This is a genomic window from Pseudomonas helmanticensis, from assembly GCF_900182985.1.
Lineage (GTDB): Bacteria > Pseudomonadota > Gammaproteobacteria > Pseudomonadales > Pseudomonadaceae > Aquipseudomonas > Aquipseudomonas helmanticensis.
Genome location: NZ_FXUY01000002.1, coordinates 1090081 through 1115841 on the forward strand (window position 1 = coordinate 1090081; position 25761 = coordinate 1115841).

Here is a 25761-nt window from a genome sequence, read left to right on the forward strand (position 1 = left end):
GCCAGCTCCCACATTGGAATGCGTTCCTCTGTGGGAGCGGGCTTGCTCGCGAATGCCGCGACTCGGTATCAAGTCAACTCGCCAACATGCGGCCTGCCATAGCGCTTCTGCGCATACGAAGCGCCGACAATCATCACCAGCAGAATCCCCGCCAATACCGCCGACGAACCGATGGTGCCGAAATCCAGCCCGCCCTTCTCATGGGGTTTGGTCATCAAGTCACCCAAGGTCGCGCCGAACGGCCTGGTCAACACGAACGCCACCCAGAACAACACCACCGTCGAAATCTTCGTGAAATATTTCAGCAGCACGACCACCGCGATGGTCGAGCCGATCAGCAGCGCGCCACCGGCAAAACCCAACCCTGAATCGTCAGCAAGGTAATCGCCCAGTGCCGTGCCGAGGGTGTTGGAAAACAGAATCGCCATCCAGTAGAACATCTCGCCACGGAAGGTCTGCACCTTGCTGACGTTAAGCGAATCACCGCTCAGACGCCACGCGGCAAAGATCGCCAGCAGAATCGCGATGAGGATCATCGAGCCAGTGGCATAACCGAGTCCGAGGGTGCGATCCATGAAGTCCGACATGGTCGTGCCGGCGGTGCTGGTCGACAGGATCACCAGCCAGTACAGCAGAGGCTTGTAAGTCTTGGCCATCAACTGCGTGATCAGCGTCAGCACAAAGACGCTAATCAGAATCAGCGAGCTCAGCGCATAACCGACGTTGAGCGTCATCGACAGCAAATCCCCCGCGGTTTCCCCCAGGGTCGTCGCGCAGATTTTCATGACCCAGAAAGCCAGGGTGATTTGAGGAAGTTTGTTCATTGCAAGGAAAGCTCCAGTGTGTGACGGCCGGTTCTTGGTTTTCTGGCCGCAGGCAGACTGGCGTTGCGGCGGTGAAAAAGCGGTCGGCAAAGTATGAAAAATCTGTCACACACGACAAAACAGCGATTAATCGCTGATTAATGCTGCCCCCTCATTCTGCAATCACCTGATCGATGACCTGCGCGACGCTCGCTCCGACGACGAAAGCGAATTCAACACGCCGCCCTTAACATCAAGTTAATCGATTGTTTTTAGCATTAATTTGCGCTTTTCAATCAATTTAGTTGGCGTAGCATTAAACCCATGCAAGACACACCGCCAACGAATCTGGAGTAACAATCATGAAAACCCGACTGATCCTCGCCCTGACCCTTTCCGTGCTGGCCGCCAACACTTTCGCCGCCGACGGCTCGGATAAAACCAAATCCGCTGACTTCATTAACGGCGCCAGCGCTGCCATCGAAACCAGCCACACCGGCACCTACGCCGCTGACGGTTTTGATAAAACCGGCACTGCCGCTGCCATCAGCTGATCCTGCGCCCCCCCTGTAGGAGCTGCCGAAGGCTGCGATCTTTTGATCTTGCTTTAAAGATCGCAGCCTTCGGCAGCTCCTACAGGGGATTTGTATGGGTGGAAATATCGGGGGCGTCCTTGCACTATGGCTGCATTCGAAATGCAGCCTCAGGATCTTGCGCCATGCCCGATGACATCCACTTCTACGAACCCGCCAATGGCCACGGCCTGCCCCACGATCCGTTCAACGCCATCGTCGGCCCGCGCCCCATCGGCTGGATTTCCTCGCAGGATGCCCAAGGTCAGTTGAACCTCGCGCCGTACAGTTTCTTCAACGCCTTCAACTACATTCCGCCGATCATTGGCTTTTCCAGCGTCGGGCGCAAAGACAGCCTGAACAACATCGAGCAGACCGGCGAATTCGCCTGGAACCTCGCTACCCGCCCGCTGGCCGAGCAGATGAACCAGAGCTGCGCGATGGTCGCGCCGCAGGTCAACGAATTTGATTTGGCGGGATTGACCACCGTGGCGTCGAAGGTTATTTCGGTGCCGCGCGTGGCCGAAAGCCCGGTGTCCTTCGAATGCAAGGTCACGCAGATCATTCAGTTGCAGCGCGCCGATGGCGAAACCGTGCCGAGCTGGCTGATCCTCGGCGAAGTGGTCGCCGTACACATCGCCAAGTGGCTGTTGAAGGATGGCATCTACGACACCGCCGCGGCAGAACCGATTCTGCGCGGCGGCGGGCCGGCGGATTATTTCCAGCTGGGGCCTGAAGCCCTGTTCAAGATGTGGCGTCCGGGCGCAAACAAATAACGCGTTACCAGATCAACTCGGCGTCGTCGGTGACGCCTTTGAGTTTATCCAGCTCATTGATGGCCGCGTCATCAGCAGCAATGGCGCCGGGAAAAACCTGATCATTCAGCAGTTTGTGAAAGCGTGGTGCACCGCCATCGACCAAGGCCTTGACCGCGATTGCCGCGTGGTAACCCTTGTTGCCGCCCAACTCGACGGGAACGACTGCGGAGACTGCTTCGAAGTGTTCGAACTCTTTACGTGCCATGTCACACATCCCGGCTCAGACAAATTAAGCCGGACATTAAACCCTCAACCGGCGAGTTTGTGTACCGGTGCCGGGCATTGACCGAGGGCTTGCGCGACCGACACGTCTTTGAAAGTGTGGAAGTCGAGGCTGTTGACCACCAGCTCCTGCACCAGCTCGGCGAAGATTTCCATCGACGGGCTGTTGAAGTAGTTGGTCATCATTTGCTGGCTGCTCCAGAACCCGCAGACCAGCCACAACTCGGGATCACACTGTGAATGCTGCAAGGCAAAGCTCAGGCAACCGGGGGCAGCGCGGGACGGATCGATCAACGCGCTCAGGCGCACACCGAGTTCCGCCGAACGCCCGGCGCGCGCTCGAACGAAGGCCATATGACTGACGGGAATCTGCTTGGACATGTTCAACCCTCCCAGGGAGTCGCGTGGCAGCCGGGGGACGGGCTGCGACAGGATCCAAGGTTAAGGGCCATGTGCCAGATGCCGTTAGTCGATTCCTGCCGCCGCGTTGCACAATCCTGCGAGACTTGTCTGAACCGTCGTTGATGCGCGCTCCCCTGTAGGAGCTGCCGAAGGCTGCGATCTTTTGACCTTAAAGACAACAATCAAAAGATCGCAGCCTTCGGCAGCTCCTACAGGTCAGCATTCGTCCAGCGCTGATGGATATCGCGGTGCAGAATCAGGCAAGCATTTCGCAGGATGTGTCTACCGCTCGCGCTTGCACAAACATATGCTCTGCTCCATTCCACCTCCCTTGCCGAGGATGCCGTGCATGACGTCATTCGATCGTTTCCAAGCCCAACCCACCGCTGACATGGAAAAGCAGCGCGCGGAACTGGCGGCGATCATCCGCCGCAACACCACGGACGATGGCAGCTACGCCACGGCCGTCGGTTCGCTGTTCATGTCGCGCCACACCCAATCCCACGACTTTGCCCCGGTGCTCGCGCAACCGGCGCTGTGCATCATGGCGCAGGGGCGTAAAGAGGTGCGGCTGGCGGATGAATACTTCAATTACGACCCGCTGAATTATCTGGTGGTCTCGGTTTCGATGCCGCTGAGTGGGCGTGTGGTCAACGTGTCGCCGGAGAACCCGATCCTCGCCGTGCGCCTCGATATCGATCCGGCCGAAATCACCGCGCTGATCGCTGACGCTGGCCCGATGGGTGTGCCGACGCGGCCGACCGGTCGCGGTTTGTATGTCGAGCAAATCGACAGTTCGATGCTCGATGCCGTGCTGCGTCTGGCGCGTCTGCTCGATGCACCGAAAGACATCGCCATGCTCGCGCCGCTGATTCGTCGGGAGATTCTTTATCGCCTGTTGCGCAGTCCGCAGGGTCATCGTTTGTATGAGATCGCGATTGCCAACAGCCAGAGCCACCGCATCAGCCAGGCGATCAAATGGCTCAACGGCAACTTCGAGCAGCCGTTGCGCATCGATGATCTGGCCAAGGAAGTGAATCTGAGCGTGTCGACCCTGCATCACCGCTTCAAGGCGATGACGGCGATGAGTCCGCTGCAGTATCAGAAGCAACTGCGTTTGCAGGAGGCGCGGCGGTTGATGCTGGCCGAAGGGCTGGAAGCGTCGGCGGCGGGGTATCGCGTAGGGTATGAGAGTCCTTCGCAGTTCAGCCGCGAGTACAGCCGCTTGTTTGGGGCGCCGCCGTTGCGGGATTTGGCGCGGTTGCGGATTTCGGTGTAATCGTTGGAAGCCCCTCACCCTAGCCCTCCCGAAACGTCGGACCGCCCAAAGGGAGAGGGGACTGATTGGAGGATATTCAGGAAATACACCGACCTGAAAATGCTTCACCGAATCCATAATCGACTCGATTTTCCAGGTCGATGGACATCACCAGACACCTCGGTCGGCCCCCTCTCCCTCCGGGAGAGGGCTGGGGTGAGGGTAGACTTTTAAACCGCGCGAATCACATGCTTGATCTCTTGAAACGCCGCCAACCCCCAAGGCCCCAGCTCGCGACCGATGCTGCTCTGCTTGTACCCGCCCCACGCCGCCTGCGGGAAAATCACCTGCGGCGCATTGATCCAGACCATCCCCGCCTGCAACGCATTGGCGACGCGATCCGCCGCAACCGCATCGCTCGTCACCACGCTTGCGACCAGGCCAAACTGCGTGTCGTTGGCCAGTGAAATTGCCTCGGTTTCACTGCTGAAGCTGCGCACGCAAACCACCGGCCCGAAAATCTCTTCACGCCACAGCGCGCTGTCCAGCGGCACGTCGGTGAACACCGTCGGCTGCAAGAAGTAGCCACGCGGCAGATCCGCCGGACGATTGCCGCCGCAGAGCAAACGCGCACCGGCACTCAGTCCACGATCGATATGGCCGAGCACTCGCTGGTACTGCGCCTGATTGACCAGCGCGCCCATTTCCACTTCAGGATCGAACGGATCCGCCACTCGAATCCCCTGCGCACGCTTGTGCAAACGGCGGAGAAACTCCTCCTCCAGTTCCTCAGCGACCAGCACGCGACTGGTGGCCGAACACATCTGCCCGGCATTGAAAAACGCGCCGCCACAGGCCAGCTCAACCGCCAGATCGAGATCAGCATCCGCCAACACCAGCAGCGAAGATTTGCCGCCCAATTCCAGGCTAACGCCCTTCACCGTTTCCGCCGCGCGCTGCATGACCTGCACGCCAACCGCGTTGCTGCCGGTAAAGGAAATCTTGGCAATACGCGGATCCGCCGACAACGGCGCACCGACCGCCAGACCGGTACCGCAGACCAGATTGAACACGCCGTTGGGTAAACCCGATTCAGCAATGATCGCCGCCAGTTCCAGCTCCGGCAGCGGCGTCACTTCCGAAGGCTTGAGCACCACGCAGCAACCCGCTGCCAACGCTGGCGCAAGCTTCCACGCGGTGGTGACCATGGGGAAATTCCACGGCACGATCAGCCCGACCACACCACACGGTTCGCGGCGCAGGCGTGCGCTGAAATCATCGCTGGGCAGCGGCACGTTGCTGTCCTGTTGCGCGTCGAAGGCTTCGGCGAGTTCGGCGTAATACTCGAAGGTAGCGATCACGTCATCGACGTCGATGGCCGCTTCGAATTGCGGTTTGCCGTTGTTGCTCGACTGCAGTTTCATCAAATGCTCGCGGCCATTGCGCACGCCATTGGCGATGTTGCGCAGGATCGCCCCACGTTCGGCGCCGCTGGTTTGCGACCAGCGCTTGAACGCTTCACTGGCTGCGGCGACGGCTTGATCGACCGCGCTTTCATCTCCGCCATTGACCGTGGTCAGCAACGCTTCGGTGGCCGGGTTGATCACCCGCAGATGTTCACGCCCTGCCGACCATTGGCCGTTGATGTAGAGGCCGTCGAGTGTGGTTGGGAAATTGTTCATTGCGCCACCGCCTTCATCCATTGGCTCTGGTCGATTTCAATCAGGGTCGGCCCCTGACGATCAGTTGCACAACGCAGTGCGCTGCGCAGTTGTTCGATGCTGCTGATGGCTTCGGCCGCGCAACCGAGGCCCTTGGCCACGGCGACAAAGTCCGGGGTGTAGATGTCCACGCCGACCGGTTCGATGGCGCGGTTGACCATGTATTTCTTGATCTCTTCGTAACCCTGGTTATTCCACAGCAGAACGATCACCGGCACCCGCGCTTCGACGGCGCTGGCCAGTTCCGGCAGGGTGAATTGCAAGCCGCCGTCGCCGATCAGGCACACCACCGGAGGCCGCGCACCTTTGTCGAGTTGGCCGCCGAGCCACGCACCAATCGCGGCCGGCAAGGCGTAGCCAAGGGTGCCGTAACCGGTCGAGGCATTGAACCAGCGGCGTGGGTGATCGGGGTTGAACGTGAGGTTGCCGGTGTACACCGGTTGCGTGGAGTCGCCGACGAACACGGCGTTTGGCAGCTCATCGAGAACGGTGTCGAGGAAACGGGTTTGCGCCAGCGTCGGTGCATCCCAGCTCGCCGCCAGTTCGGCGCGCAGTTTGCCGGCGCGGACCTGACCCCAATCGCTGCTGCGCTCGTCGAGTTTTTCCTGCGACAAGACGTTAAGCAAGGCTTGTGCAGCGTTGCGCGCGTCGGCCACCAACGCCAGGTGCGGCGGGTAGTTGCGCACGGTCTGGTCGGCGTCGATATCGATGCGCAGCAGTTTGCCGGGAATCTCGAAACCGCCGGCGAAGGTCACGTCGTAATCGGTCTCGGCGAGTTCAGTGCCGATGGCCAAAACCACATCGGCATCAGCGACCAGCGCGCGGGTGGCGACCAGCGTCTGGGTCGAACCGATGAGCAGCGGATGGTTGCCCGGCAGCATGCCTTTGGCGTTGATGGTCAGCGCCACCGGAGCGTCGAGCAAATCGGCGAGTTTGGTCAGTTCCGGCGCGGCGTCGATGGCACCGCCACCGGCCAGAATCAGCGGACGTTTGGCTTCGGCGAGCAATTCGCTCATGCGCTTCACGGCACTTGGCGCAGCCCCGGCGCGGTCGATATTGACCGGCACACTGGCGAGCAAGTCGTCGGCGTTTTCTACAAGCACGTCCAACGGAATTTCGATGTGCACCGGACGCGGACGCCCGGCCTGAAACAATGCGAATGCACGCGCCAGTACCACCGGCAATTCAGCCGCCGACATCAAGGTATGCGAGAACGCCGCAACACCTGAAACCAGTGCGCTCTGGTTCGGCAGCTCATGCAGCTTGCCGCGCCCGCCACCCAACTGACTGCGCGACTGCACGCTGGAAATCACCAGCATCGGGATCGAATCGGCATACGCCTGGCCCATGGCGGTGGTGATGTTGGTCATGCCCGGGCCGGTGATGATGAAGCACACACCCGGTTTGCCAGCGATGCGCGCGTAGCCGTCAGCCATGAAACCGGCGCCCTGCTCATGCCGAGGGGTGACGTGACGAATGTTCGAACGCGCGAGCCCGCGATACAACTCCACGGTGTGCACGCCGGGAATGCCGAACACCTGCTCGACCCCGTAGCCTTCGAGTAACTTGACCAGTACTTCACCACACGTCGCCATGTCGATTGCCCTTCTTGTTCGCTGAATACACAAGGCTTTTCTGTAGGAGTGAGCCTGCTCGCGATGGCGTCTTTTCATTCACCATTGCGGTGACTGATTCACCCCAATCGCGAGCAGGCTCACTCCTACATAAAAGCCCTTCATGGCTTCATTGAACGGTCGGCAGGTAGCCGCAACAATCGATTAAAAGTCATACTAGCCATGTCCTCACGTCATACCTTGGATCCCCATGAAGCGCCTGCCTCCCCTGCCCGCCCTGCACACGTTTCTGATCACCGCGCAGTGCTGCAACTTCACTCGCGCCGCCGAACAGTTGCATATCACCCAAGGCGCGGTGAGCCGGCAGATCGCCGGACTTGAAGAACATCTCGGTTATCCGCTGTTCATCCGTCTGGCTCGCGGCCTGGCGCTGACCGCTGAAGGGCGCGAGTGGCTACCGCGCGTGGAAAAAGTCTTCGGATTGATCAGCGAAGCGAGCGAACAGATCGGCCTGCAGCGTCAGACCCTGCAACTCAAGGCACCCAGCTGCGTGATGCGCTGGCTGTTGCCGCGCTTGCTCCAATGGCAGAAGGAACGCCCGGACGTGCCGGTGAAACTCACGGCGTCGCTGCAACACGGCGTGGATTTTCAGCGTGAGCAATTCGATGCAGCGGTAATTTACGGCCCGCCACCGGACAACTCGCCGGGCGCCTTGCACCTGTTCGACGAGCAACTGACGCCAGTGTGCTCGCCGCTGTTGCTCAAGGGTTCACCGGCACTGAATGCTCCGGCGGATCTGCAACAGCATCTGCTGCTGCACCCGACGCACGATATTCAGGATTGGTCGGTGTGGCTGAACGCCGCGCGGCTGCAACTGGACAACATCAGCAGCGGCCAGCATTTCGAAACGCTGGATCAGGCGATGTCGATGGCGTCGCACGGGACGGGCGTGGCGATTGGGGACTGGTCGTTGATCGGCGACGACTTGCGCGCCGGACGGCTGGTGATGCCGTTTGATTTGAAAGTGAAAACAGGATTGGCGTACTACGTGGTGTTGCCACCAGGAACCGAGCCGTCGCCACCGCTCGAAGAACTAATGATCTGGCTCACAGAACAAGCCCACACCCGCTGAACACAAATCCCCTGGAGCTGCCGCAGGCTGCGATCTTTTGATCCTGGTTTTTTAAAATCAAAAACAAGATCAAAAGATCGCAGCCTGCGGCAGCTCCTACACGGGATGTATCAGTAGCCGACGGTGTAGCGTTGGCGTGAGTGTTTTGGCGTTTCCACTTCGTCGATCAGCGTGATCGCGTAGTCGGCAAAGGTGATCCAGCTACGGCCTTCGACGCTCACCAGCAAGTGCTCCTGGCCGATGCGGAATGTGCCGCTGCGCTCACCCTCAACAAACTCTGCCGATGGCGACAAAAACGTCCAGTCCAGTTCTTTCTCCTGACGCAATGCATCAAGAAACGCCGCACCGGCACTGGCCTCGGTTTTGTACTCGGCCGGGAAACCGGCGCTGTCGATCACTCGGGTGTCGTCCGGCAGCAACAACGAACCGGCACCGCCGACCACCAGCAAACGCTTGACCCCGGCCTGCTTCACCGGCCCGACAATCGCCGACGCTGGCACCGTGGTGAAATGCGCGGCGGTGATCACCACGTCGTGACCGGCCACCGCTTCCTGCAATGCCGCCGAATCGAGCACGTCGACATTCTTGCTGACTACACCGGCACGCGCGCCGATCTTCGAGGTATCGCGAGCGATGGCGGTAACGCTGTGACCGCGACGCAGGGCTTCTTCCAGCAGTTGGCTACCGGCACGGCCAGTGGCACCAATGATTGCGATCTTGCTCATGACGTTCTCCAATTGGCTTGAGTGTTTCAAATGAGGCACATATCTATTGAGTGAAGATATTCCCTGTGCTGAGGAAACTTTGTGGCGAGGGGATTTATCCCCGATGGAGTGCGAAGCGCTCCCCTGCTTTTTCCTGTGAAACCGCATTCTCAGGATTTGCGACTGCTGCGCAGCCGATCGGGGCGGTGCGACGATTCGCTAAATCCCCTCGCCACAAAGGCAATCAGCAATCCTTGAGACCTCAGTATTCAGATAGAGCGGGTTACCACTGCATCTCACCCTTGGCGACTTTCGCGCTCAGTTCCAGCGAGCTTTCTTCACCCAGTTTCGGGTAGCGCTTTTTCATCGCGGCGATCAGGGCCGTGGAGTCTTTGGCCTTCGCGGTTTCTTCGTCGAATGCCTTAATGTAGTCGGCGGTAAATTTCACGCTGGCCAGAGAACGGCGGCTATCACCCAGATAGTGACCCGGCACCACGGTGTTCGGTTTCAGGGTTTCGATCGAGTGCAGGGTCTCCAGCCAATCAGCGTGGGATTGTGCGGTCTGGGTATCGGCCATCCACACGTGAATATTCTCGGCAACCACTACGCCGCCGACCACGGCTTTGAGCGATGGAATCCACACAAAGCTGCGATCCGGTTGTTTGCCTTCAAGACCGACCACCTGCAATTTCTGCCCTTCGAGCATCAGGCTGTCGCCCTTGAGCACACCCGGCACGATGGTTTTCGCCGGTACATCGGTGCCCATTTTCGGCCCCCAGAACGCCAGTTTGCCGGCAACGGTTTTGTTGATGTGATCGACGGTCGGCTGCGAGGCCAATACCTTGGCGTCCGGGAAAGCTTTGGTCAGGGTGTCGAGGCCGAAATAGTAATCCGGGTCACCGTGGCTGATGTAGATGGTGGTCAGGTGCTTGCCGCTGGCGCGGATCTTTTCCACGACCTGCTCAGCCTGGGACTTGCCGAATTGTGCGTCGACCAGCACCGCATCTTTTTCACCGCTGACCAGGACCGAGGTCACCGGGAAGATGGCGTTAGTGCCCGGATTGTAGACATCGAGGGTCAGATTGGCAGCGGCAGCGTGGGCTGCAAAACCCAGTGCACTGATGGCGAGCAGAATGCGTTTGAATGGGGTGACGCCGATCATGTGTTGCTCCAGTGTCCGAATGCCGTGTTTGGCGATGGGACAGAGCTTAGTTGCCTGACTCAGTACAAAAAATGCGATGCTTGAACATAGTTTGTTTCTGAAAGCGGGCAAATCATGGATCGTCTCCAAGCAATGCGGGTGTTTGTCACCGTGGTAGATCTGGGCAGTCAGTCGGCGGCCGCCGATCATCTCGACCTGTCACGGCCGGTGGTGTCGCGTTATCTGGCGGAGCTGGAAGACTGGGTCGGCGCACGGCTGATGCACCGCACCACGCGCAAGTTGAGCCTGACCGCCGCCGGCAGTGAAATTCTGCCGCGCTGTCGGCAGATGATCGAACTGTCGAGCGACATGCAGGCCGCCGTCAGCGAACCGCACGATGCGCCGCGCGGCCTGCTGCGAATCAGCGTCAGCACTTCGTTCGGCCAGGCGCAATTGGCCGACGCGATGGCCGCGTATGTAAAACGCTATCCGGGTGTGAGCATCGATCTGCAAATGCTCGATCGCACGGTGAATCTGGTCGATGAGCGCATCGATCTGGCGATTCGCACCAGCAATGATCTCGATCCAAACCTGATCGCCCGGCGCTTGACCGTGTGTCGCTCGGTGGTGTGCGCGGCCCCGGAATATATAGGCGACAACCCGCCGCCGCAGCGGGTCGAAGACCTCAGCCGGCATAACTGCCTGACCCACTCGTATTTCGGCAAGAGCCTGTGGCATTTCGAAGAGGATGGCGAACCGGTATCGGTGCCGGTGCAGGGCAATATCAGCGCCAACGAGGCCAGTACATTGTTGCGCGCAACGCTGGCCGGCGCGGGGGTGGCGATGCTGCCGACTTATCAGGCCGGGGTGCATATTCACAACGGTGAACTGATCCGACTGCTGCCTCATGCCGAGCCACGGCAAATGAACATCTACGCGGTGTACGCCTCGCGCAAGCACATGCCGGCGGCGCTGCGCAGCATGCTGGATTTTCTGGTGCAGCGGTTTCCCGAGAACCCGGTGTGGGACGTGGGATTTTAAAATCAAAAGATCGCAGCCTGTGGCAGCTCTTGCATGGCTGCGATCTTTTGATCTTGTTCTATGCTGAAAGTAATACCGCAGGGTATTTCGTTCAGAGGTGAACGCCATGAACATCAAAACAAGAAGGTACTTCGCGATTTTCATCACCTGCGCCGCCACGCTGGCGCTGTACGGCACCGCTGCCTGGCGGGTCGAGCAACTGCGCCAGCTGCCGCGTGAATACGCGAGCTGCAATTTCGAGCGCTGCATTCCGCACAATGCTTCGCTGAACGCACTGCGCTGACCTTGAGGCTGAGGCAGACACAAAATCTGTGGGAGCTGGCTTGCCAGCGATTGCGGTCTGACATTCAGCATTTAAGGTGACTGAACCACCGCTATCGCTGGCAAGCCAGCTCCCACATTTTTTGCAGCGGCTTTGAGGTTACTGTTCGGTCTTCAAGCGATCGCGGAAGGCTTTTGGTGAGATCCCGACCCTGCGGCGGAACAGGCGCGTGAAGTTGGTCGGATCGGAAAACCCCAACAATTCCGACATCTCGTAAATCGTCATGCTGGTGTACGTCAGCAAACGCTTGGCTTCCAGCAACTGCCGCTCGTGCATGATCTGCAACGCCGGTTGCCCGGCCAGCTCACGGCACGTGCCGTTGAGGTGCGACACCGAAATCCCCAGGCGATGCGCCAGGTCTTCGACCTTGACGTGTTGGCGATAAGTCTCCTCGACCAACTGAATGAAGCCATTGAGGTATTCGCGCTGACGTTGCGGCCGCTGGCTGGCTTTGTGGCGGACGATCGCCTGGCGGCTGACCCAGACCATGATCACGCTGACCAGCGAATGCATGAGCATTTCCCGCGCCGGTTGATGGCCGTTGTACTCGGCCTGCAACGCCGAAAACAGACTGTTGAGATAATCGCCGTCGTGGCCGGCCGGGTAGCTGTCCGCGCAGGCCAGTGCCTGCACCGAATCACCCAATTGCGCCTGCAAGTGACTGATCAATGGCGTGGCCAGGGTAACGATGAAGCCTTCGACGTCCTCGGAAAAACGAAAGCCATGCACCGACAACGGTGGCAGGACCTGAATGGCCGGGGTGTCGAGTTGCGTGCGCTGACCTTCGATCTCAAGCTCTGCCTGACCTTTGAAGACGAAGAGCAACTGGCACAAATCGGCGTGGCGGTGGGGTTTGATTTCCCAATGATGTTCGCGGCTGCGTGAGGAAATGGTTTCACAGTGCAGCAAGTCAGGGGTCGGCCAGTCCAGGCTTTCACCGTAGAGCTTGAACACCGGAATCGAGGACAGCTCAGGCTTGTTCATCACTTCAATCCAGCCTCGGGGTTGTGGGGCGATAATCGCACCGATTGGCAGAATGTACAGGTATCGGCTCAGTTTTCACCTTCAATTGACAGACCCGCAAGGGAAAAATGCAAGCACTCGATCCATAAAAAACATTCGCCGGCATTTGCCGCGTGAAGCTTGCGAGTCATAAAAACAATGAAAACCCTGAAAACCCAACTCGTCATCATCGGCGCCGGTCCGTCCGGTTTGCTCCTCGGTCAATTGCTGCACAACGCCGGCATCGACACCCTGATCCTCGAACGTCAGACGCCTGATTATGTCCTCGGCCGCATCCGCGCCGGCGTCCTTGAACAAGGCATGGTAGAGCTGTTGCGTCAGGCCGGCGTGAGTCAGCGGATGGACGCCGAAGGTCTGGTTCACGGAGGCTTCGACCTGGCGCTGGACGGACGTCAGGTGCATATCGATCTGCAGGCGCTGACGGGCGGCAAGACCGTGATGATCTACGGCCAGACAGAAGTCACCCGTGACCTGATGGCCGCTCGTCGGGAGGCGGGAGCCGCGACGATTTACCAGGCGAGCAATGTCGTTCCCCACGGCATGAAAAGCGACGAAGCCTTTGTCACCTTCGAAAAGGACGGTGAAACCTGGCGTGTCGATTGCGATTACATCGCCGGTTGCGACGGTTTCCACGGTGTGGCCCGGCAGTCGATTCCGCCTGAATGTTTGAAGATCTTCGAGCGGGTTTATCCATTTGGCTGGCTGGGCATTCTTGCCGACACACCGCCGGTGCATGACGAATTGGTCTATGCCCGCCATGAGCGCGGTTTCGCTTTGTGCAGCATGCGTTCGGCGACACGCACGCGCTATTACCTGCAAGTGCCGGCCGATGAAAACGTCGAAGACTGGAGCGACCAGCGCTTCTGGGACGAGCTGAAAAGTCGCCTGCCTGCGCATCTCGCGGAGAAACTGGTCAGCGGCCCGTCAATTGAAAAAAGCATCGCGCCGCTGCGCAGTTTTGTCGTCGAGCCAATGCAATACGGGCGGATGTTTCTGGTCGGCGACGCCGCGCATATCGTCCCGCCAACCGGCGCCAAAGGCTTGAACCTCGCCGCCAGCGATGTCAGCACGTTGTTCAATATTCTGCTGAAGGTATACCGCGACGGTCGCACTGATCTGCTCGAGAAGTACTCGCAAATCTGTCTGCGCCGAGTGTGGAAGGCCGAGCGGTTTTCCTGGTGGATGACTTCGATGCTGCATCGTTTCGACGACCACGATGACTTCAGCCAGCGCATCAGCGCCTCGGAACTGGACTACTTTGTCAGTTCAGAAGCGGGACGAAAAACCATTGCAGAAAATTACGTCGGACTTCCTTATGAGGCTATCGAATAGCTTCCTACCGACTTACACTGGCGAGCATCCCCGCTCGCCTGACGATCTGCGGGACCTCAACTGCCCGCAGGTTCTGCCCGTGACCAATCTCAATCACCCCGAAACGCCCAAACCGGCCATTCGCAGCGTTCTCGTTGCTTTGATGATGGCGATCTTTCTGGGTGCTCTCGACCAGACCATCGTCGCGGTGTCGATGCCGGCCATCTCCGCCCAATTCAAGGACGTCAGCTTGCTGGCCTGGGTGATTTCCGGCTACATGGTGGCGATGACCGTGGCCGTGCCGATTTACGGCAAGCTCGGCGACTTGTACGGCCGGCGCAAACTGATGCTGTTCGGCATGGGCCTGTTCACCCTCGCCTCGCTGTTCTGCGGCATGGCGCAAAGCATGGAGCAACTGGTGCTGGCGCGGATCCTTCAGGGTATCGGCGCCGGCGGGATGATTTCGGTGAGTCAGGCGATCATCGGCGACATCGTCCCGCCGCGCGAACGCGGACGTTACCAGGGTTACTTCAGCAGCATGTACGCGGTGGCCAGCGTCGCCGGCCCGGTGCTTGGCGGCTACATGACCGAATACCTGTCGTGGCGCTGGGTGTTTCTGATTAACCTGCCACTGGGCCTTGGCGCCTACTGGGTGGCGCGGCGCAATCTGCGCGGGCTACCGATTCCGCAGCGCAAACCGATCATCGACTACCTCGGCACGCTGTTGATGATCATCGGCCTGACCGCGCTGCTATTGGGCATCACTCAGGTAGGTCAGGGTCATGCCTGGCGCAGCAGCGAAGTGCTTGGCCTGTTCGCTTGTGCGGTAGTCGTGCTGGCGGTGTTTGTCTGGCACGAGCGGCGGGCGCGGGAGCCGTTGCTGCCGATGCACCTGTTCGCCAACCGCAACGCCTTGCTGTGCTGGTGCACGATTTTCTTCACCAGTTTCCAGGCGATCTCCTTGATTGTGCTGATGCCGTTGCGCTTTCAGAGCGTTACCGGGGCCGGGGCCGACAGCGCAGCATTGCATTTGCTGCCGTTGGCGATGGGGCTGCCGATCGGTGCCTATTTCGCCGGACGTCGCACCTCGATCACCGGGCGCTACAAACCGCAGATCCTGACCGGCGCGATGCTCATGCCGATGTCGATTCTTGGCATGGCGTTCAGCCCGCCCGAGGCGACCGTGATCAGCGGCTTGTTCATGTTGCTTTGCGGCATTTCCAGCGGTATGCAGTTTCCGACGTCGCTGGTCGGCACGCAAAATTCGGTGGAACAACGCGACATCGGCGTGGCCACCAGCACCACCAACCTGTTCCGCTCGCTGGGCGGCGCGGTGGGTGTGGCGTTGATGTCGGCGCTGTTGCTGGCGTTGCTGCAGGATTCCACTTTCGCGCATCTGGCGAGCAGTTCGCTGATCAGCGAGGGGCATTCGGGCAACGTGCTGCTGGATGGCCTGAACGCCGCTCCGGGGGATGCACAGAATGCCTTGCGCGCGGAGTTGCTGGTGACGTTCCGGCATTTGTTGTGGGTGAGTGCGGCGGTGTCTTTGCTCGGGCTGGCGGCGGCGATTGCGATGCCCAACAGCCTGCTGCGCGGCCGCGAGCACGGCGCCAAATAAAACAGCAAAAGATCGCAGCCTGCGGCGGCTCCTACAGGGGAACAATCATGTAGGAGCTGCCGCAGGCTGCGATCTTCTGATCTTCAAGGGCTGTAGTAACCGACGGCCACGAGGAAATGCCCGGCCTTCTTCAGGTAGGCATGTTTGTCCTCGACCTTGCCGGTCACCGGGTTCTTCCAGCGGTACTCGTATTCACCGTCATCCTGCTTGCCGATCAGCGCCAGAATCGGCTCGCCGACCGGTTTGCCCTCCGGATCCCTGACCTTGCCGAAATCGGTATTGACCAGCCGCAGGTTGGTGCCGTGGGCAACGTAGCGCTGCGTGTTCAGATCGACCACGAACACATACAAGTCATCCTGCAGATAGCCGCCCTTGAGCGAATTGATCGCTGTCAGCGTGCCCTTCTCGTCCTTGCCCAAATCAACTGCCGCTTTATCCAGCAGGGCTTTGGCCTGCTCGGCCGACGCGCGCGGCAAGTAGTAACCGACCGCCAGAATGCGCTGGCCGATGCGCTGATAAAACACATGCTTGCGTTCGACCTTGCCGTCCGCCTGGTTCTGCCAACGGTATTCGGCTTGCTGGATGCCGTTGCCTTCAGGCACCAGCAACGCCTGCTTGAACGCCTTCTGCAAGTCCGGCCCGAGCACTTCGCTGACATCCCGCCCGATCAGCGCTGACGACGGCCCGCCGCTGGCGAGCATCACGCCTTTGGTGTCGACCACGAATACATAGCGATCCTTGTCGACAAACTCGCCCTGGCGGCTGAACGCGGCGAACGCCTTGTCGCCATTGTCGTGGTAATAGGCCAAGGCCTTTTCCAGCAAAGCGATGGCCGCCTGGCTGTCATCCTTGGCGGCGGTCGCGGCGCTGGCCGGGCCGAAACCGGCCAATAACAGCAAACAGAGACAGGCGAATTTATGCACAAACCCCATGACGCATCCCTCGTTCTTGTTGGTGTTTCAAGAGCGTAGACGGCTTGGGGTGATGTATGGATATTCAGAATGATGCAGGGGATTACAGGATCCCCTGTGGCGAGGGGGCTTGCCCCCGTTGGAGTGCGCAGCACTCCCCTGCAATTCCAGGTAAACCGCGTTTCGGATTTTAGGGCTGCTTCGCAACCCAACGGGGGCAAGCCCCCTCGCCACAGGAGTTCCCCAACGCTTAAGCCCTACGGGCGGGAATTGATCTGCTGCTGCAAGTTCTGGATCTGCGCCTGCAAGGTGTTGAGGTTGCGGGTCATCTGACCGCGAAACGCATCAAACTCAGCGGTATTCGCGGCGCCGCCCTGAGGCGCTGCCGGCCGGTTGTCCTGCTCGCTTTTGAGTACGACGATTTCCTGCTCCAGCCGATCGATCGCGGCACTCGGATTACCTTGCTTCTTCAACGCCGCGATATCGGCGCCGAGGCTTTTGAACTGCGCATCGAAAGCCTTCAACTGCGTGTCGACCTTGCTGGTATCGGCCGGGGTGCTTTTCAGCGTCGCCAATTCTGCACTCAAGGCTTTGACCTGCGCCTGCAACTGGCTGTTGGCGTTCTGCTGCTCGGAGGTCTGCGCGGTCATCTGCGCCAGGCGCTTGTCGAGATCGCTGGCCTGACCGGCCACGCCTTGCTGCTCTTTGCTCTGATCGAGCAACTTGCCTTCCAGCTGTTTGATCTGCAGTTTCAACGCTTCGCTGTCACTGGTGACGTTGCTCTGACTGGCCACCACCTTGCCGGAAATATCCTGCAGGCGCCCTGCCGCTTCTTCGCTGATGCGGGCAAAACTTTCCTGGGTCGCCACCAGTTGCTGCTCCATCAGGGAAATCTGCTGAAAACTCCACCAGGCCAGACCGATGAAGGCAAAAAACAACGCGCCGACCAGTGCCCACAGCGGCCCGGTGCTGGCCGCCTTGACCTTGACCACAGGCGGCGTGCGCGAATGCACGGAGGTGCGCGCGGTGGTCGGAATGTCATCGTCGTCGAAAGTGTCGGCACGCAGGCTCGGGACATCATCGAAATCGTCGTGGGCATCATTACGCATGGACATTGAGGCAACCTTTGTGAAACGCGGTGATGGCTAAATGCTGCGAAGTATAACCGGCGCAGCCGCAGGCATTGACCCTCAACCTGCGGTGCGGTTCATTGCCGGCCGGCCGATTCATTTCAACGCGTTTCAGCGAATGTCCTGCGCTTTCCACCATGCGCAGAACTCATCCAGCGCCGACCACAGGCTGACTTTCGGATCGTAGTCCAGATAATGCCGGGCGCGGCTGATGTCGAGGGTGAAATTTTTTTTCATCACTTGCATGCCCAAGCGCGACAGCGTTGGTTCCGGCCGGCCCGGCCAGAGTTTGCACGCACCTTCGTTGAGCGCCGCGAAGCTATAGGCCAATCCGTAGGAACGGTACTTGGTGACCTGTGGGACTTCCATCTTGCGCATCACGTAATTGACCACATCCCACAGCGGCACAGGCGCGCCGTTGCTGATGTTGTAGGCCTTGCCCAGCGCAGACCCCGCCGCCAGCAGACTGCTGAGCATGGCTTCGTTGAGGTTCTGCACGCTGGTGAAATCGACCTTGTTCAGACCGTTGCCGATGATCGCCAGCCGACCCTTGCGCTGCATGTTGAGCAGGCGCGGGAAGATACTCATGTCGCCGGCACCGGTGACGAAACGCGGGCGCAGGGCGATGGTTTCGAGACCGAATTCCTGCGCACCGAAGACTTTTTGCTCAGCCAGGTACTTGGTCGCGGCATAGTGATGCTTGAAGCGTTTGGGCACTTGCTCTTCGGTCAGGCCCAAATGGTCGCGGCCATCGAAGTAAATCGATGGCGACGACAGGTGCACCAAACGCCGGACGCGCTGCTTGAGGCAGGCTTCGACGACGTTTTCGGTGACCTGCACGTTGCCCTGATGGAAGTCCTGATAACGTCCCCAAAGCCCGACGGCGCCAGCGCAATGCACCACAGCTTCGACGTCGGAACACAGTTCGCGGACCAACTCGGGATCGGTCAGATCGCCGGGCACAAATTCGGCACCACGGCGTACCAGATGCTCGACGCTCTCGGCCCGGCGACCGTTGACCCGCACGTCCAGGCCCTGCTCCAGGGCGAAACGCGCAAAGCGTCCGCCAATGAAGCCGCTTGCGCCGGTGACCAGAATTTTCATGTAGAGCTCCAACAAAAAAACAGCTGCAAGCATCGAGCTTTTAGCTGCAAGTTTAAAACGGTGCGCAGCGCTGAACTTGCCGCTCGCAGCTTGACGCTTATGGCTGTTTTAAAGGCACTAGCCATTGCGCAGAAGCACGCACCAATTGCTCGGTCAGCAAGCCCAGCAACTGACCGCCATTGCGCCAATGATGCCAGTACAACGGCACGTCGATCGGTTTATCTGGCAACAGCTCGCGCAATTCGCCACGCTGCAACTGCTCGCGCACTTGCAGTTCCGGCACCAGGCCCCAGCCGAGTCCGGCTTCGGTCAGACGGATAAAACCTTCCGAGGACGGGCATAAATGGTGCTCGAAACCACCATCGACACCCAGCGATGCCAGATAGCGATGCTGGAGGAAGTCGTCCGGGCCGAACACCAGCGCCGGGGTGCGCGGCAATTGTTCGGCGCGCACGCCATCCGGGAAATGCCGTTCGATGAACGCCGGGCTGGCCAGTGCGCGATAACGCATCGCGCCGAGCAGCACACTGCGCGCGCCGGCCACCGGCCGTTCACTGGCGCAAAGGCATGCGGCCACTTCTCCGGCACGCATGCGTTTGAGGCCGACGGTCTGGTCTTCGACGATCAGATCCAGCAACAAATGCTGTTCTGCGCAGAAGTCGCCCACCGCTTGCGCCCACCACGTGGCGAGGCTGTCGGCGTTGAGCGCGATACGCAAACGCTCCGGCAGGCCCTCTTCGTCCAACGCTGGCACCAGCGTTTGCAAGTCACGCTCAAGCAATCGCACCTGCTGCACATGGTTAAGCAGCCGCCGGCCAATCTCGGTCGGCGACGGCGGTGTGCCGCGCACCAGCACCGGTTGGCCGACCCGCGCTTCGAGCAATTTGATCCGCTGCGAGATCGCCGATTGCGACAAACCCAGTACCTGCGCGGCACGTTCGAATCCAGCCTGCTCGACCACGGCGGCCAGAGCAGAAAGTAATTTGTAGTCGAACATCAGTTTTCCTAATGAGCGATCAGCACTATTGGTTTTTCTTATACAGCGTTCGACCGGAGAATAGCCAGCAAGCACTCTTTATCAAGGAACACCTCAATGGCTGGCGAAACCTCACTCACAACCCTGTTGCGCAGCATGAGCCCGCAACTCAATGCCGGCGAATACGTGTTCTGCACCCTGCGCGACGGCCAGTTGCCCAGTGGCCTGGAGATTGTCGGCAGCTTCCGCGAACAGGAAGGCCTGACGGTGATTGTCGAACGCGCCCACGCCGAGCAGGCCGGATTCAGCTTCGACTATGTCGCCGCGTGGATCACCCTCAACGTGCATTCGGCGCTGGAGGCGGTTGGCCTCACCGCCGCATTCGCCACGGCATTGGGCAAGGCCGGGATCAGTTGCAACGTGATCGCCGGTTACTACCACGACCATTTGTTCGTCGGCCAGGCCGATGCCGAGCGCGCCATGCAGGTGCTGCGCGACCTGGCAGCCAATGCGGAGTAATTCTTATGTGGCAAAGCTATGTGAACGGCTTGCTGGTGGCGTTCGGGCTGATCATGGCGATCGGTACGCAGAACGCGTTTGTGTTGGCGCAAAGCCTGCGCCGTGAACATCACCTGCCGGTGGCGGCATTGTGCGTGGTCTGCGATGCGCTGCTGGTCGCGGCCGGGGTATTCGGCCTGGCGACGGTTCTGGCGCAGAACCCGACGCTGCTGGCGATTGCCCGTTGGGGCGGCGCGACATTTTTGATCTGGTACGGCAGCCAGGCACTGCGCCGGGCCTGTTCGAAACAGAGCATGGATCAGGGTGAAAACCAGACCGTGCGTTCGCTGCGTGCGGTGATGCTCAGTGCGCTGGCAGTGACCTTGCTCAACCCGCACGTTTATCTCGATACGGTGTTGCTGATCGGCTCTCTCGGCGCGCAGCAATCGGTGCCGGGGGCCTATGTGGTCGGTGCTGCGAGTGCTTCGCTGTTGTGGTTTTTCACCTTGGCATTGGGTGCAGCGTGGTTGGCGCCGTGGCTGGCCCGGCCGAGTACCTGGCGGATCCTTGATCTGGTGGTGGCGCTGATGATGTTCACGGTCGCCGGACAACTGATATTGGCGTCCTGATTTATTCCAAACAGCTCTGGAACCTCTATCCCACACAGTTGTTGCGTGGTTATGCCGCAACCCCGGTGCTATGATCGAAACCCTGCGCCGCAAAGAGTAAAAACTCGCCGGTGCATTTCTGGCCGCCCGTGATCGGCCTTGCGCTCACCGCAACAGACCTGATTAGGAGAATCATCATGGCTTTCGAATTGCCGCCGCTGCCTTACGCACACGATGCCCTGCAGCCGCACATTTCCAAGGAAACCCTGGAATACCACCACGACAAGCACCACAACACCTACGTCGTGAACCTGAACAACCTGGTGCCAGGCACCGAGTTCGAAGGCAAGACCCTGGAAGAAATCGTCAAGACTTCCTCGGGCGGTATCTTCAACAACGCCGCTCAGGTCTGGAACCACACTTTCTACTGGAACTGCCTGGCGCCAAACGCCGGCGGTCAACCAACCGGCGCGCTGGCTGAAGCCATCAACGCAGCCTTCGGTTCGTTCGACAAGTTCAAGGAAGAGTTCAGCAAAACCTCGATCGGCACCTTCGGTTCCGGCTGGGGCTGGCTGGTGAAAAAGGCTGACGGTTCCCTGGCCCTGGCCAGCACCATCGGCGCCGGCAACCCGCTGACCAGCGGCGACACCCCGCTGCTGACCTGCGACGTCTGGGAACACGCTTACTACATCGACTACCGCAACGTTCGTCCGAAGTATGTCGAAGCGTTCTGGAACCTGGTCAACTGGAAGTTCGTTGCTGAGCAGTTCGAAGGCAAAACCTTCACCGCTTAAGCTGCGCGCCAGTCAAAAAACCCGGCTTTTGGCCGGGTTTTTTTATGGGCGTTCGATGATCGTTCCCACGCTCCTGCGTGGGAATGCATACCGTGACGCTCCGCGTCACTGGACGCAGAGCGTCCCTAGCGGCATTCCCACGTTGAGCGTGAGAACGATCAATGGCGTTTCTCTCACGATTAAAGCTGTCTGCCGCTGCTTGCCGCCATGCCACAGCGGGCTAACATCAAAAAGAGGAAAAAAAGCTGCGAACCGCTCAAGTTGAGGGCCAAAACTACCGACACAGTACAAATAGGGCTAATACTCCAGACAGCAGCATTTCGGCCAACGCCACAGGCAAATCATCCTGGGCCTGATTGTCCCTTTGACTGCCAACACGGGATTGCCAATACTCATGGCAACTTGACGCTACCCGCACGGATTAAGGAATAACCCTTTGAAGCTGGAACTCAAGAACAGCTTGTCGGTGAAGTTGCTCCGGGTCGTGCTCCTGTCGGCATTGATCGTCGGCGTAGTCTTGAGCTGCGCGCAGATTGTTTTCGATGCCTATAAAACCCGTCAGGCGGTTGCCGGCGACGCCGAACGCATCCTCGACATGTTCCGCGACCCCTCGACCCAGGCGGTTTACAGCCTCGATCGGGAGATGGGCATGCAGGTGATCGAAGGCCTGTTCCAGGACGACGCCGTGCGCCAGGCCTCCATCGGCCATCCCAACGAAGCCATGCTCGCGCAGAAATCCCGCGATCTGCAGCATTCCAACAGCCGCTGGCTGACCGACCTGATCCTCGGCCAAGAGCGCACCTTCACCACCCAACTGGTGGGGCGCGGCCCGTACAGCGAGTATTACGGCGACCTGAGCATCACCCTCGATACCGCGACCTATGGCGAAGGCTTTATCGTCAGCTCGGTGATCATCTTTATCTCCGGCGTGCTGCGTGCCCTGGCCATGGGCCTGGTGTTGTATCTGGTCTATCACTGGCTGCTGACCAAACCGCTGTCGCGGATCATCGAGCATCTCACCGAGATCAATCCGGACCGGCCCAGCGAACACAAGATTCCGCAACTGAAGGGCCACGAGAAAAACGAGTTGGGGATCTGGATCAACACCGCCAATCAGTTGCTCGAATCGATCGAACGCAACACCCATCTGCGCCACGAAGCGGAAAACAGCCTGCTGCGCATGGCCCAGTACGATTTCCTCACCGGTCTGCCCAACCGCCAGCAATTGCAGCAGCAACTGGACAAGATTCTGGTCGACGCCGGCAAGCTGCAACGCCGGGTCGCGGTGTTGTGTGTGGGGCTGGATGATTTCAAAGGCATCAACGAGCAGTTCAGCTACCAGACCGGGGACCAACTGTTGCTGGCACTGGCCGATCGCCTGCGCGCGCATAGCGGTCGCCTCGGCGCCCTCGCCCGTCTGGGTGGCGACCAGTTCGCGCTGGTGCAGGCCGATATCGAACAACCCTACGAAGCGGCGGAACTGGCGCAAAGCATCCTTGATGACCTCGAGGCGGCGTTCGCCCTCGATCATCAGGAAATCCGCCTGCGCGCGACCATCGGCATCACCCTGTTCCCGGAGGATGGCGACAGCACCGAGAAGCTGTTGCAGAAGGCCGAGCAGACCATGACCCTGGCCAAGACCCGTTCGCGCAACCGTTATCAGTTCTACATCGCCAGCGTCGACAGCGAGATGCGTCGCCGCCGCGAACTGGAAAAAGACCTGCGCGATGCCTTGCTGCGCGACCAGTTCTACCTCGTCTATCAGCCGCAGATCAGCTATCGCGACCACCGCGTGGTCGGCGTCGAAGCGCTGATTCGCTGGCAACATCCGGAGCACGGTCTGGTGCCGCCAGACCTGTTCATCCCGCTGGCGGAACAAAACGGCACGATCATCGCCATCGGCGAATGGGTGCTCGATCAGGCCTGCAAGCAATTGCGCGAATGGCACGATCAGGGCTTTGCCGATCTGCGCATGGCGGTCAACCTGTCGACGGTGCAACTGCACCACGCCGAGTTGCCACGGGTGGTCAACAACCTGATGCAGATGTACCGCCTGCCGCCGCGCAGCCTGGAGCTGGAAGTCACTGAAACCGGCCTGATGGAAGACATCAGCACCGCCGCCCAACACTTGCTCAGCCTGCGCCGCTCCGGAGCGTTGATCGCCATCGATGACTTCGGCACCGGCTATTCATCGTTGAGCTATCTGAAAAGCCTGCCACTGGACAAGATCAAGATCGACAAGAGCTTCGTTCAGGATCTGCTCGATGACGACGACGATGCAACGATCGTTCGCGCGATCATTCAACTGGGCAAAAGCCTTGGCATGCAGGTAATTGCCGAGGGCGTGGAAACGGCCGAGCAGGAAAGCTACATCATTTCCGAAGGCTGCCACGAAGGTCAGGGTTACCACTACAGCAAACCGCTGCCGGCGCGCGAGTTGAGCGTCTATCTCAAACAAGCACAACGCAGTAACGCGGCGATCCTTTAAAAGTCAAAAGATCGTCCGATCGCGGCCCGAGCCTGCGGCAGCTCCTACATGAATCGCATTCCCCTGTAGGAGCTGTCGAGTGAAACGAGGCTGCGATCTTTTGATCTGCGTAAATAAGAAATATTTCCAGCCACAACCCTTTACACATAATGCGAAAGATTTGCATTATGTCGCAGCTTTGCGCACCCCCGCGCCTGTCAATCAATCAACGAAGCAGGATGTTCGCCATGATTCGTATGCCTCTGGCTACCGCCAGTCTGCTGGCCATCGCTATTTCCCTCGCCGGTTGCGGCGAAGGCAAAGACAAGGCTGCCGCTCCGGCCGCACCGACACAAGCCGCCAGCACCACCGCACCTGCGGCGGCGCCTGCCGCTGCCGGTAAAGTCGACGAAGCCGCCGCCAAGGCTGTGGTCGCGCATTACGCCGACATGGTCTTCGCCGTCTACAGCGATGCCGAATCCACCGCGAAAACCCTGCAGACCGCCGTCGATGCCTTCCTCGCCAAGCCGAACGCCGACACCCTGAAAGCCGCCAAGGCTGCCTGGGTCGCCGCGCGCGTTCCGTACCTGCAGAGCGAAGTGTTCCGCTTCGGCAACACCATCATCGACGATTGGGAAGGTCAGGTTAACGCCTGGCCACTGGACGAGGGTCTGATCGACTACGTCGACAAATCCTACGAGCATGCACTGGGTAACCCGGGCGCCACCGCCAACATCATCGCCAACACCGAAGTTCAGGTCGGCGAAGACAAGGTCGACGTCAAGGACATCACCCCGGAAAAACTCGCCAGCCTCAACGAGCTGGGCGGCTCCGAAGCCAACGTCGCCACCGGCTACCACGCCATCGAATTCCTGCTGTGGGGCCAAGACCTCAACGGCACCGGCCCGGGCGCTGGCAACCGTCAGGCTTCCGACTATCTGGAAGGCGCCGGCGCTACTGGCGGGCACAACGACCGTCGTCGCGCGTACCTGAAGTCCGTGACCCAACTGCTGGTCAGCGACCTCGAAGAAATGGTCGGCAACTGGAAGCCGAACGTGGCTGACAACTACCGCGCCACCCTGGAAGCCGAGCCGGGCGAAACCGGTCTGCGCAAAATGCTCTTCGGCATGGGCAGCCTGTCGCTGGGCGAACTGGCGGGCGAGCGCATGAAGGTTTCGCTGGAAGCCAACTCCCCTGAAGACGAGCAGGATTGCTTTAGCGACAACACGCACAATTCGCACTTCTACGATGCCAAAGGCATTCGTAACGTCTATCTGGGCGAGTACACCCGCACTGACGGCACCAAAATGACCGGCGCCAGCCTGTCGTCGCTGGTGGCCAAGGCCGATCCGGCTGCCGACACCGCGCTGAAAGCCGATCTGGCCGCGACCGAAGCGAAGATCCAGGTCATGGTCGATCACGCCAACAAGGGTGAGCACTACGACCAGTTGATCGCGGCGGGCAACACCGCTGGCAACCAGATCGTCCGCGACGCCATCGCATCCTTGGTCAAGCAGACCGGATCGATCGAAGCCGCTGCCGGCAAACTGGGCATCAGCGACCTGAACCCGGACAACGCTGATCACGAGTTCTGATCACTTACGTCCGCTT

25 protein-coding genes are annotated in these 25761 nt (G+C 59.8%); 13 read left to right on the plus strand and 12 right to left on the minus strand.

The window, feature by feature from the left end; translation table 11 throughout:
- Positions 1-68: 68 nt before the first annotated feature.
- The gene (locus QOL84_RS27690; RefSeq protein ID WP_129395274.1) at positions 69-824 is read right to left on the minus strand and encodes a COG4705 family protein; all 756 of its coding nucleotides are present in this window, start codon (positions 822-824) and stop codon (positions 69-71) included.
- 341 nt (positions 825-1165) lie between these two features.
- Between QOL84_RS27690 and QOL84_RS27695 the strand changes: the two genes are divergently transcribed.
- Together QOL84_RS27695 and QOL84_RS27700 are read left to right on the plus strand one after the other, a co-directional pair.
- Positions 1166-1357, plus strand: a complete 192-nt coding sequence (locus tag QOL84_RS27695; protein WP_283439282.1) for a hypothetical protein — start codon at positions 1166-1168, stop codon at positions 1355-1357.
- Between the two features lie 164 nt (positions 1358-1521).
- Positions 1522-2151 carry a flavin reductase family protein gene (locus QOL84_RS27700; protein WP_129395276.1) on the plus strand — a complete coding sequence of 210 codons (630 nt, stop codon included), beginning with the start codon at positions 1522-1524 and terminating at the stop codon, positions 2149-2151.
- A 4-nt stretch (positions 2152-2155) separates the two neighbouring features.
- Here the strand turns inward: QOL84_RS27700 and QOL84_RS27705 are convergent, their stop codons facing one another.
- Both QOL84_RS27705 and QOL84_RS27710 read right to left on the minus strand, forming a co-directional pair.
- A complete protein-coding gene (locus QOL84_RS27705) occupies positions 2156-2398 on the minus strand; it encodes a hypothetical protein (protein ID WP_129395277.1) in 243 nt (80 codons plus the stop codon).
- A 44-nt stretch (positions 2399-2442) separates the two neighbouring features.
- Positions 2443-2796 (minus strand): antibiotic biosynthesis monooxygenase family protein, encoded by a 354-nt coding sequence (locus QOL84_RS27710; RefSeq protein WP_129395278.1) that lies wholly within the window; start codon positions 2794-2796, stop codon positions 2443-2445.
- A 370-nt stretch (positions 2797-3166) separates the two neighbouring features.
- Between QOL84_RS27710 and QOL84_RS27715 the strand changes: the two genes are divergently transcribed.
- Positions 3167-4096, plus strand: a complete 930-nt coding sequence (locus QOL84_RS27715) for an AraC family transcriptional regulator (protein WP_283439283.1) — start codon at positions 3167-3169, stop codon at positions 4094-4096.
- A gap of 209 nt (positions 4097-4305) precedes the next feature.
- Here QOL84_RS27715 and QOL84_RS27720 read toward each other — a convergent pair whose 3' ends face one another.
- Both QOL84_RS27720 and QOL84_RS27725 read right to left on the minus strand, forming a co-directional pair.
- Positions 4306-5757 carry an aldehyde dehydrogenase family protein gene (locus QOL84_RS27720; protein ID WP_283439284.1) on the minus strand — a complete coding sequence of 484 codons (1452 nt, stop codon included), beginning with the start codon at positions 5755-5757 and terminating at the stop codon, positions 4306-4308.
- Positions 5754-7391, minus strand: coding sequence for a 5-guanidino-2-oxopentanoate decarboxylase (locus QOL84_RS27725; RefSeq protein ID WP_283439285.1), 1638 nt, complete (start codon positions 7389-7391; stop codon positions 5754-5756). Before QOL84_RS27725 ends, QOL84_RS27720 begins: the two co-directional genes overlap by 4 nt.
- Before the next feature lie 229 nt (positions 7392-7620).
- Here QOL84_RS27725 and QOL84_RS27730 point away from each other — a divergent pair, with 229 nt between their 5' ends.
- On the plus strand, positions 7621-8502 hold the full coding sequence (locus QOL84_RS27730) for a LysR substrate-binding domain-containing protein (protein ID WP_283439286.1): 882 nt from the start codon (positions 7621-7623) through the stop codon (positions 8500-8502).
- Between the two features lie 110 nt (positions 8503-8612).
- Here the strand turns inward: QOL84_RS27730 and QOL84_RS27735 are convergent, their stop codons facing one another.
- Both QOL84_RS27735 and QOL84_RS27740 read right to left on the minus strand, forming a co-directional pair.
- A complete protein-coding gene (locus QOL84_RS27735) occupies positions 8613-9227 on the minus strand; it encodes an NAD(P)-dependent oxidoreductase (RefSeq protein ID WP_283439287.1) in 615 nt (204 codons plus the stop codon).
- A 262-nt stretch (positions 9228-9489) separates the two neighbouring features.
- Positions 9490-10368: an MBL fold metallo-hydrolase gene (locus QOL84_RS27740; RefSeq protein ID WP_283439288.1), complete on the minus strand. Its 879-nt coding sequence runs from the start codon at positions 10366-10368 to the stop codon at positions 9490-9492.
- A gap of 114 nt (positions 10369-10482) precedes the next feature.
- On the opposite strand from QOL84_RS27740, the gene QOL84_RS27745 reads away from it, so the two are divergent.
- Entirely contained in the window at positions 10483-11388 is a 906-nt protein-coding gene (locus tag QOL84_RS27745) for a LysR family transcriptional regulator (protein ID WP_283439289.1), read from the plus strand.
- A 106-nt stretch (positions 11389-11494) separates the two neighbouring features.
- Positions 11495-11671, plus strand: a complete 177-nt coding sequence (locus QOL84_RS27750) for a hypothetical protein (protein ID WP_164979450.1) — start codon at positions 11495-11497, stop codon at positions 11669-11671.
- Between the two features lie 138 nt (positions 11672-11809).
- Here the strand turns inward: QOL84_RS27750 and QOL84_RS27755 are convergent, their stop codons facing one another.
- Complete coding sequence (locus tag QOL84_RS27755; RefSeq protein WP_129395285.1) at positions 11810-12694, minus strand: helix-turn-helix domain-containing protein; 885 nt, start codon at positions 12692-12694, stop codon at positions 11810-11812.
- Positions 12695-12871: 177 nt separating this feature from the next.
- Here QOL84_RS27755 and pobA point away from each other — a divergent pair, with 177 nt between their 5' ends.
- Positions 12872-14065 carry a 4-hydroxybenzoate 3-monooxygenase gene (pobA, locus tag QOL84_RS27760; RefSeq protein WP_283439290.1) on the plus strand — a complete coding sequence of 398 codons (1194 nt, stop codon included), beginning with the start codon at positions 12872-12874 and terminating at the stop codon, positions 14063-14065.
- A 79-nt stretch (positions 14066-14144) separates the two neighbouring features.
- A complete protein-coding gene (locus QOL84_RS27765) occupies positions 14145-15662 on the plus strand; it encodes an MDR family MFS transporter (protein WP_283439291.1) in 1518 nt (505 codons plus the stop codon).
- An 83-nt stretch (positions 15663-15745) separates the two neighbouring features.
- Here the strand turns inward: QOL84_RS27765 and QOL84_RS27770 are convergent, their stop codons facing one another.
- The 4 genes from QOL84_RS27770 to QOL84_RS27785 all read right to left on the minus strand — a co-directional run bounded on the left by QOL84_RS27770 (position 15746) and on the right by QOL84_RS27785 (position 19804).
- Positions 15746-16594 (minus strand): cache domain-containing protein, encoded by an 849-nt coding sequence (locus QOL84_RS27770; protein ID WP_283439292.1) that lies wholly within the window; start codon positions 16592-16594, stop codon positions 15746-15748.
- Between the two features lie 236 nt (positions 16595-16830).
- A complete protein-coding gene (locus tag QOL84_RS27775; RefSeq protein WP_283439293.1) occupies positions 16831-17688 on the minus strand; it encodes an ATPase in 858 nt (285 codons plus the stop codon).
- A gap of 126 nt (positions 17689-17814) precedes the next feature.
- The gene (locus QOL84_RS27780) at positions 17815-18807 is read right to left on the minus strand and encodes an NAD-dependent epimerase/dehydratase family protein (RefSeq protein ID WP_283439294.1); all 993 of its coding nucleotides are present in this window, start codon (positions 18805-18807) and stop codon (positions 17815-17817) included.
- A 97-nt stretch (positions 18808-18904) separates the two neighbouring features.
- Positions 18905-19804 (minus strand): LysR family transcriptional regulator ArgP, encoded by a 900-nt coding sequence (locus QOL84_RS27785; protein WP_283439295.1) that lies wholly within the window; start codon positions 19802-19804, stop codon positions 18905-18907.
- Positions 19805-19900: 96 nt separating this feature from the next.
- Here QOL84_RS27785 and QOL84_RS27790 point away from each other — a divergent pair, with 96 nt between their 5' ends.
- The 5 genes from QOL84_RS27790 (at position 19901) to QOL84_RS27810 (ending at position 25745) form a co-directional block, all read left to right on the plus strand.
- Positions 19901-20302, plus strand: coding sequence for an ACT domain-containing protein (locus QOL84_RS27790; RefSeq protein WP_129395292.1), 402 nt, complete (start codon positions 19901-19903; stop codon positions 20300-20302).
- A gap of 5 nt (positions 20303-20307) precedes the next feature.
- Positions 20308-20910 carry a LysE/ArgO family amino acid transporter gene (locus QOL84_RS27795; RefSeq protein WP_283439296.1) on the plus strand — a complete coding sequence of 201 codons (603 nt, stop codon included), beginning with the start codon at positions 20308-20310 and terminating at the stop codon, positions 20908-20910.
- Positions 20911-21086: 176 nt separating this feature from the next.
- Positions 21087-21683, plus strand: a complete 597-nt coding sequence (locus tag QOL84_RS27800; protein ID WP_007918933.1) for a superoxide dismutase — start codon at positions 21087-21089, stop codon at positions 21681-21683.
- A gap of 436 nt (positions 21684-22119) precedes the next feature.
- On the plus strand, positions 22120-24171 hold the full coding sequence (locus tag QOL84_RS27805) for a putative bifunctional diguanylate cyclase/phosphodiesterase (RefSeq protein ID WP_283439297.1): 2052 nt from the start codon (positions 22120-22122) through the stop codon (positions 24169-24171).
- Between the two features lie 227 nt (positions 24172-24398).
- Complete coding sequence (locus QOL84_RS27810; RefSeq protein WP_129395296.1) at positions 24399-25745, plus strand: imelysin family protein; 1347 nt, start codon at positions 24399-24401, stop codon at positions 25743-25745.
- Positions 25746-25761 lie beyond the last annotated feature (16 nt).

Coding starts and splice junctions, on each gene's coding strand:
- QOL84_RS27740 (WP_283439288.1), bottom strand. CDS start 10,368: ATGATCGGCGTCACCCCATTCAAACGCATTCTGCTCGCCATCAGTGCA.
- QOL84_RS27770 (WP_283439292.1), bottom strand. CDS start 16,594: ATGGGGTTTGTGCATAAATTCGCCTGTCTCTGTTTGCTGTTATTGGCC.
- QOL84_RS27750 (WP_164979450.1), top strand. CDS start 11,495: ATGAACATCAAAACAAGAAGGTACTTCGCGATTTTCATCACCTGCGCC.
- QOL84_RS27735 (WP_283439287.1), bottom strand. CDS start 9,227: ATGAGCAAGATCGCAATCATTGGTGCCACTGGCCGTGCCGGTAGCCAA.
- pobA (WP_283439290.1), top strand. CDS start 12,872: ATGAAAACCCTGAAAACCCAACTCGTCATCATCGGCGCCGGTCCGTCC.
- QOL84_RS27790 (WP_129395292.1), top strand. CDS start 19,901: ATGGCTGGCGAAACCTCACTCACAACCCTGTTGCGCAGCATGAGCCCG.
- QOL84_RS27725 (WP_283439285.1), bottom strand. CDS start 7,391: ATGGCGACGTGTGGTGAAGTACTGGTCAAGTTACTCGAAGGCTACGGG.
- QOL84_RS27775 (WP_283439293.1), bottom strand. CDS start 17,688: ATGTCCATGCGTAATGATGCCCACGACGATTTCGATGATGTCCCGAGC.
- QOL84_RS27710 (WP_129395278.1), bottom strand. CDS start 2,796: ATGTCCAAGCAGATTCCCGTCAGTCATATGGCCTTCGTTCGAGCGCGC.
- QOL84_RS27690 (WP_129395274.1), bottom strand. CDS start 824: ATGAACAAACTTCCTCAAATCACCCTGGCTTTCTGGGTCATGAAAATC.
- QOL84_RS27730 (WP_283439286.1), top strand. CDS start 7,621: ATGAAGCGCCTGCCTCCCCTGCCCGCCCTGCACACGTTTCTGATCACC.
- QOL84_RS27755 (WP_129395285.1), bottom strand. CDS start 12,694: ATGAACAAGCCTGAGCTGTCCTCGATTCCGGTGTTCAAGCTCTACGGT.
- QOL84_RS27720 (WP_283439284.1), bottom strand. CDS start 5,757: ATGAACAATTTCCCAACCACACTCGACGGCCTCTACATCAACGGCCAA.
- QOL84_RS27800 (WP_007918933.1), top strand. CDS start 21,087: ATGGCTTTCGAATTGCCGCCGCTGCCTTACGCACACGATGCCCTGCAG.
- QOL84_RS27810 (WP_129395296.1), top strand. CDS start 24,399: ATGATTCGTATGCCTCTGGCTACCGCCAGTCTGCTGGCCATCGCTATT.
- QOL84_RS27795 (WP_283439296.1), top strand. CDS start 20,308: ATGTGGCAAAGCTATGTGAACGGCTTGCTGGTGGCGTTCGGGCTGATC.
- QOL84_RS27780 (WP_283439294.1), bottom strand. CDS start 18,807: ATGAAAATTCTGGTCACCGGCGCAAGCGGCTTCATTGGCGGACGCTTT.
- QOL84_RS27695 (WP_283439282.1), top strand. CDS start 1,166: ATGAAAACCCGACTGATCCTCGCCCTGACCCTTTCCGTGCTGGCCGCC.
- QOL84_RS27700 (WP_129395276.1), top strand. CDS start 1,522: ATGCCCGATGACATCCACTTCTACGAACCCGCCAATGGCCACGGCCTG.
- QOL84_RS27715 (WP_283439283.1), top strand. CDS start 3,167: ATGACGTCATTCGATCGTTTCCAAGCCCAACCCACCGCTGACATGGAA.
- QOL84_RS27745 (WP_283439289.1), top strand. CDS start 10,483: ATGGATCGTCTCCAAGCAATGCGGGTGTTTGTCACCGTGGTAGATCTG.
- QOL84_RS27705 (WP_129395277.1), bottom strand. CDS start 2,398: ATGGCACGTAAAGAGTTCGAACACTTCGAAGCAGTCTCCGCAGTCGTT.
- QOL84_RS27785 (WP_283439295.1), bottom strand. CDS start 19,804: ATGTTCGACTACAAATTACTTTCTGCTCTGGCCGCCGTGGTCGAGCAG.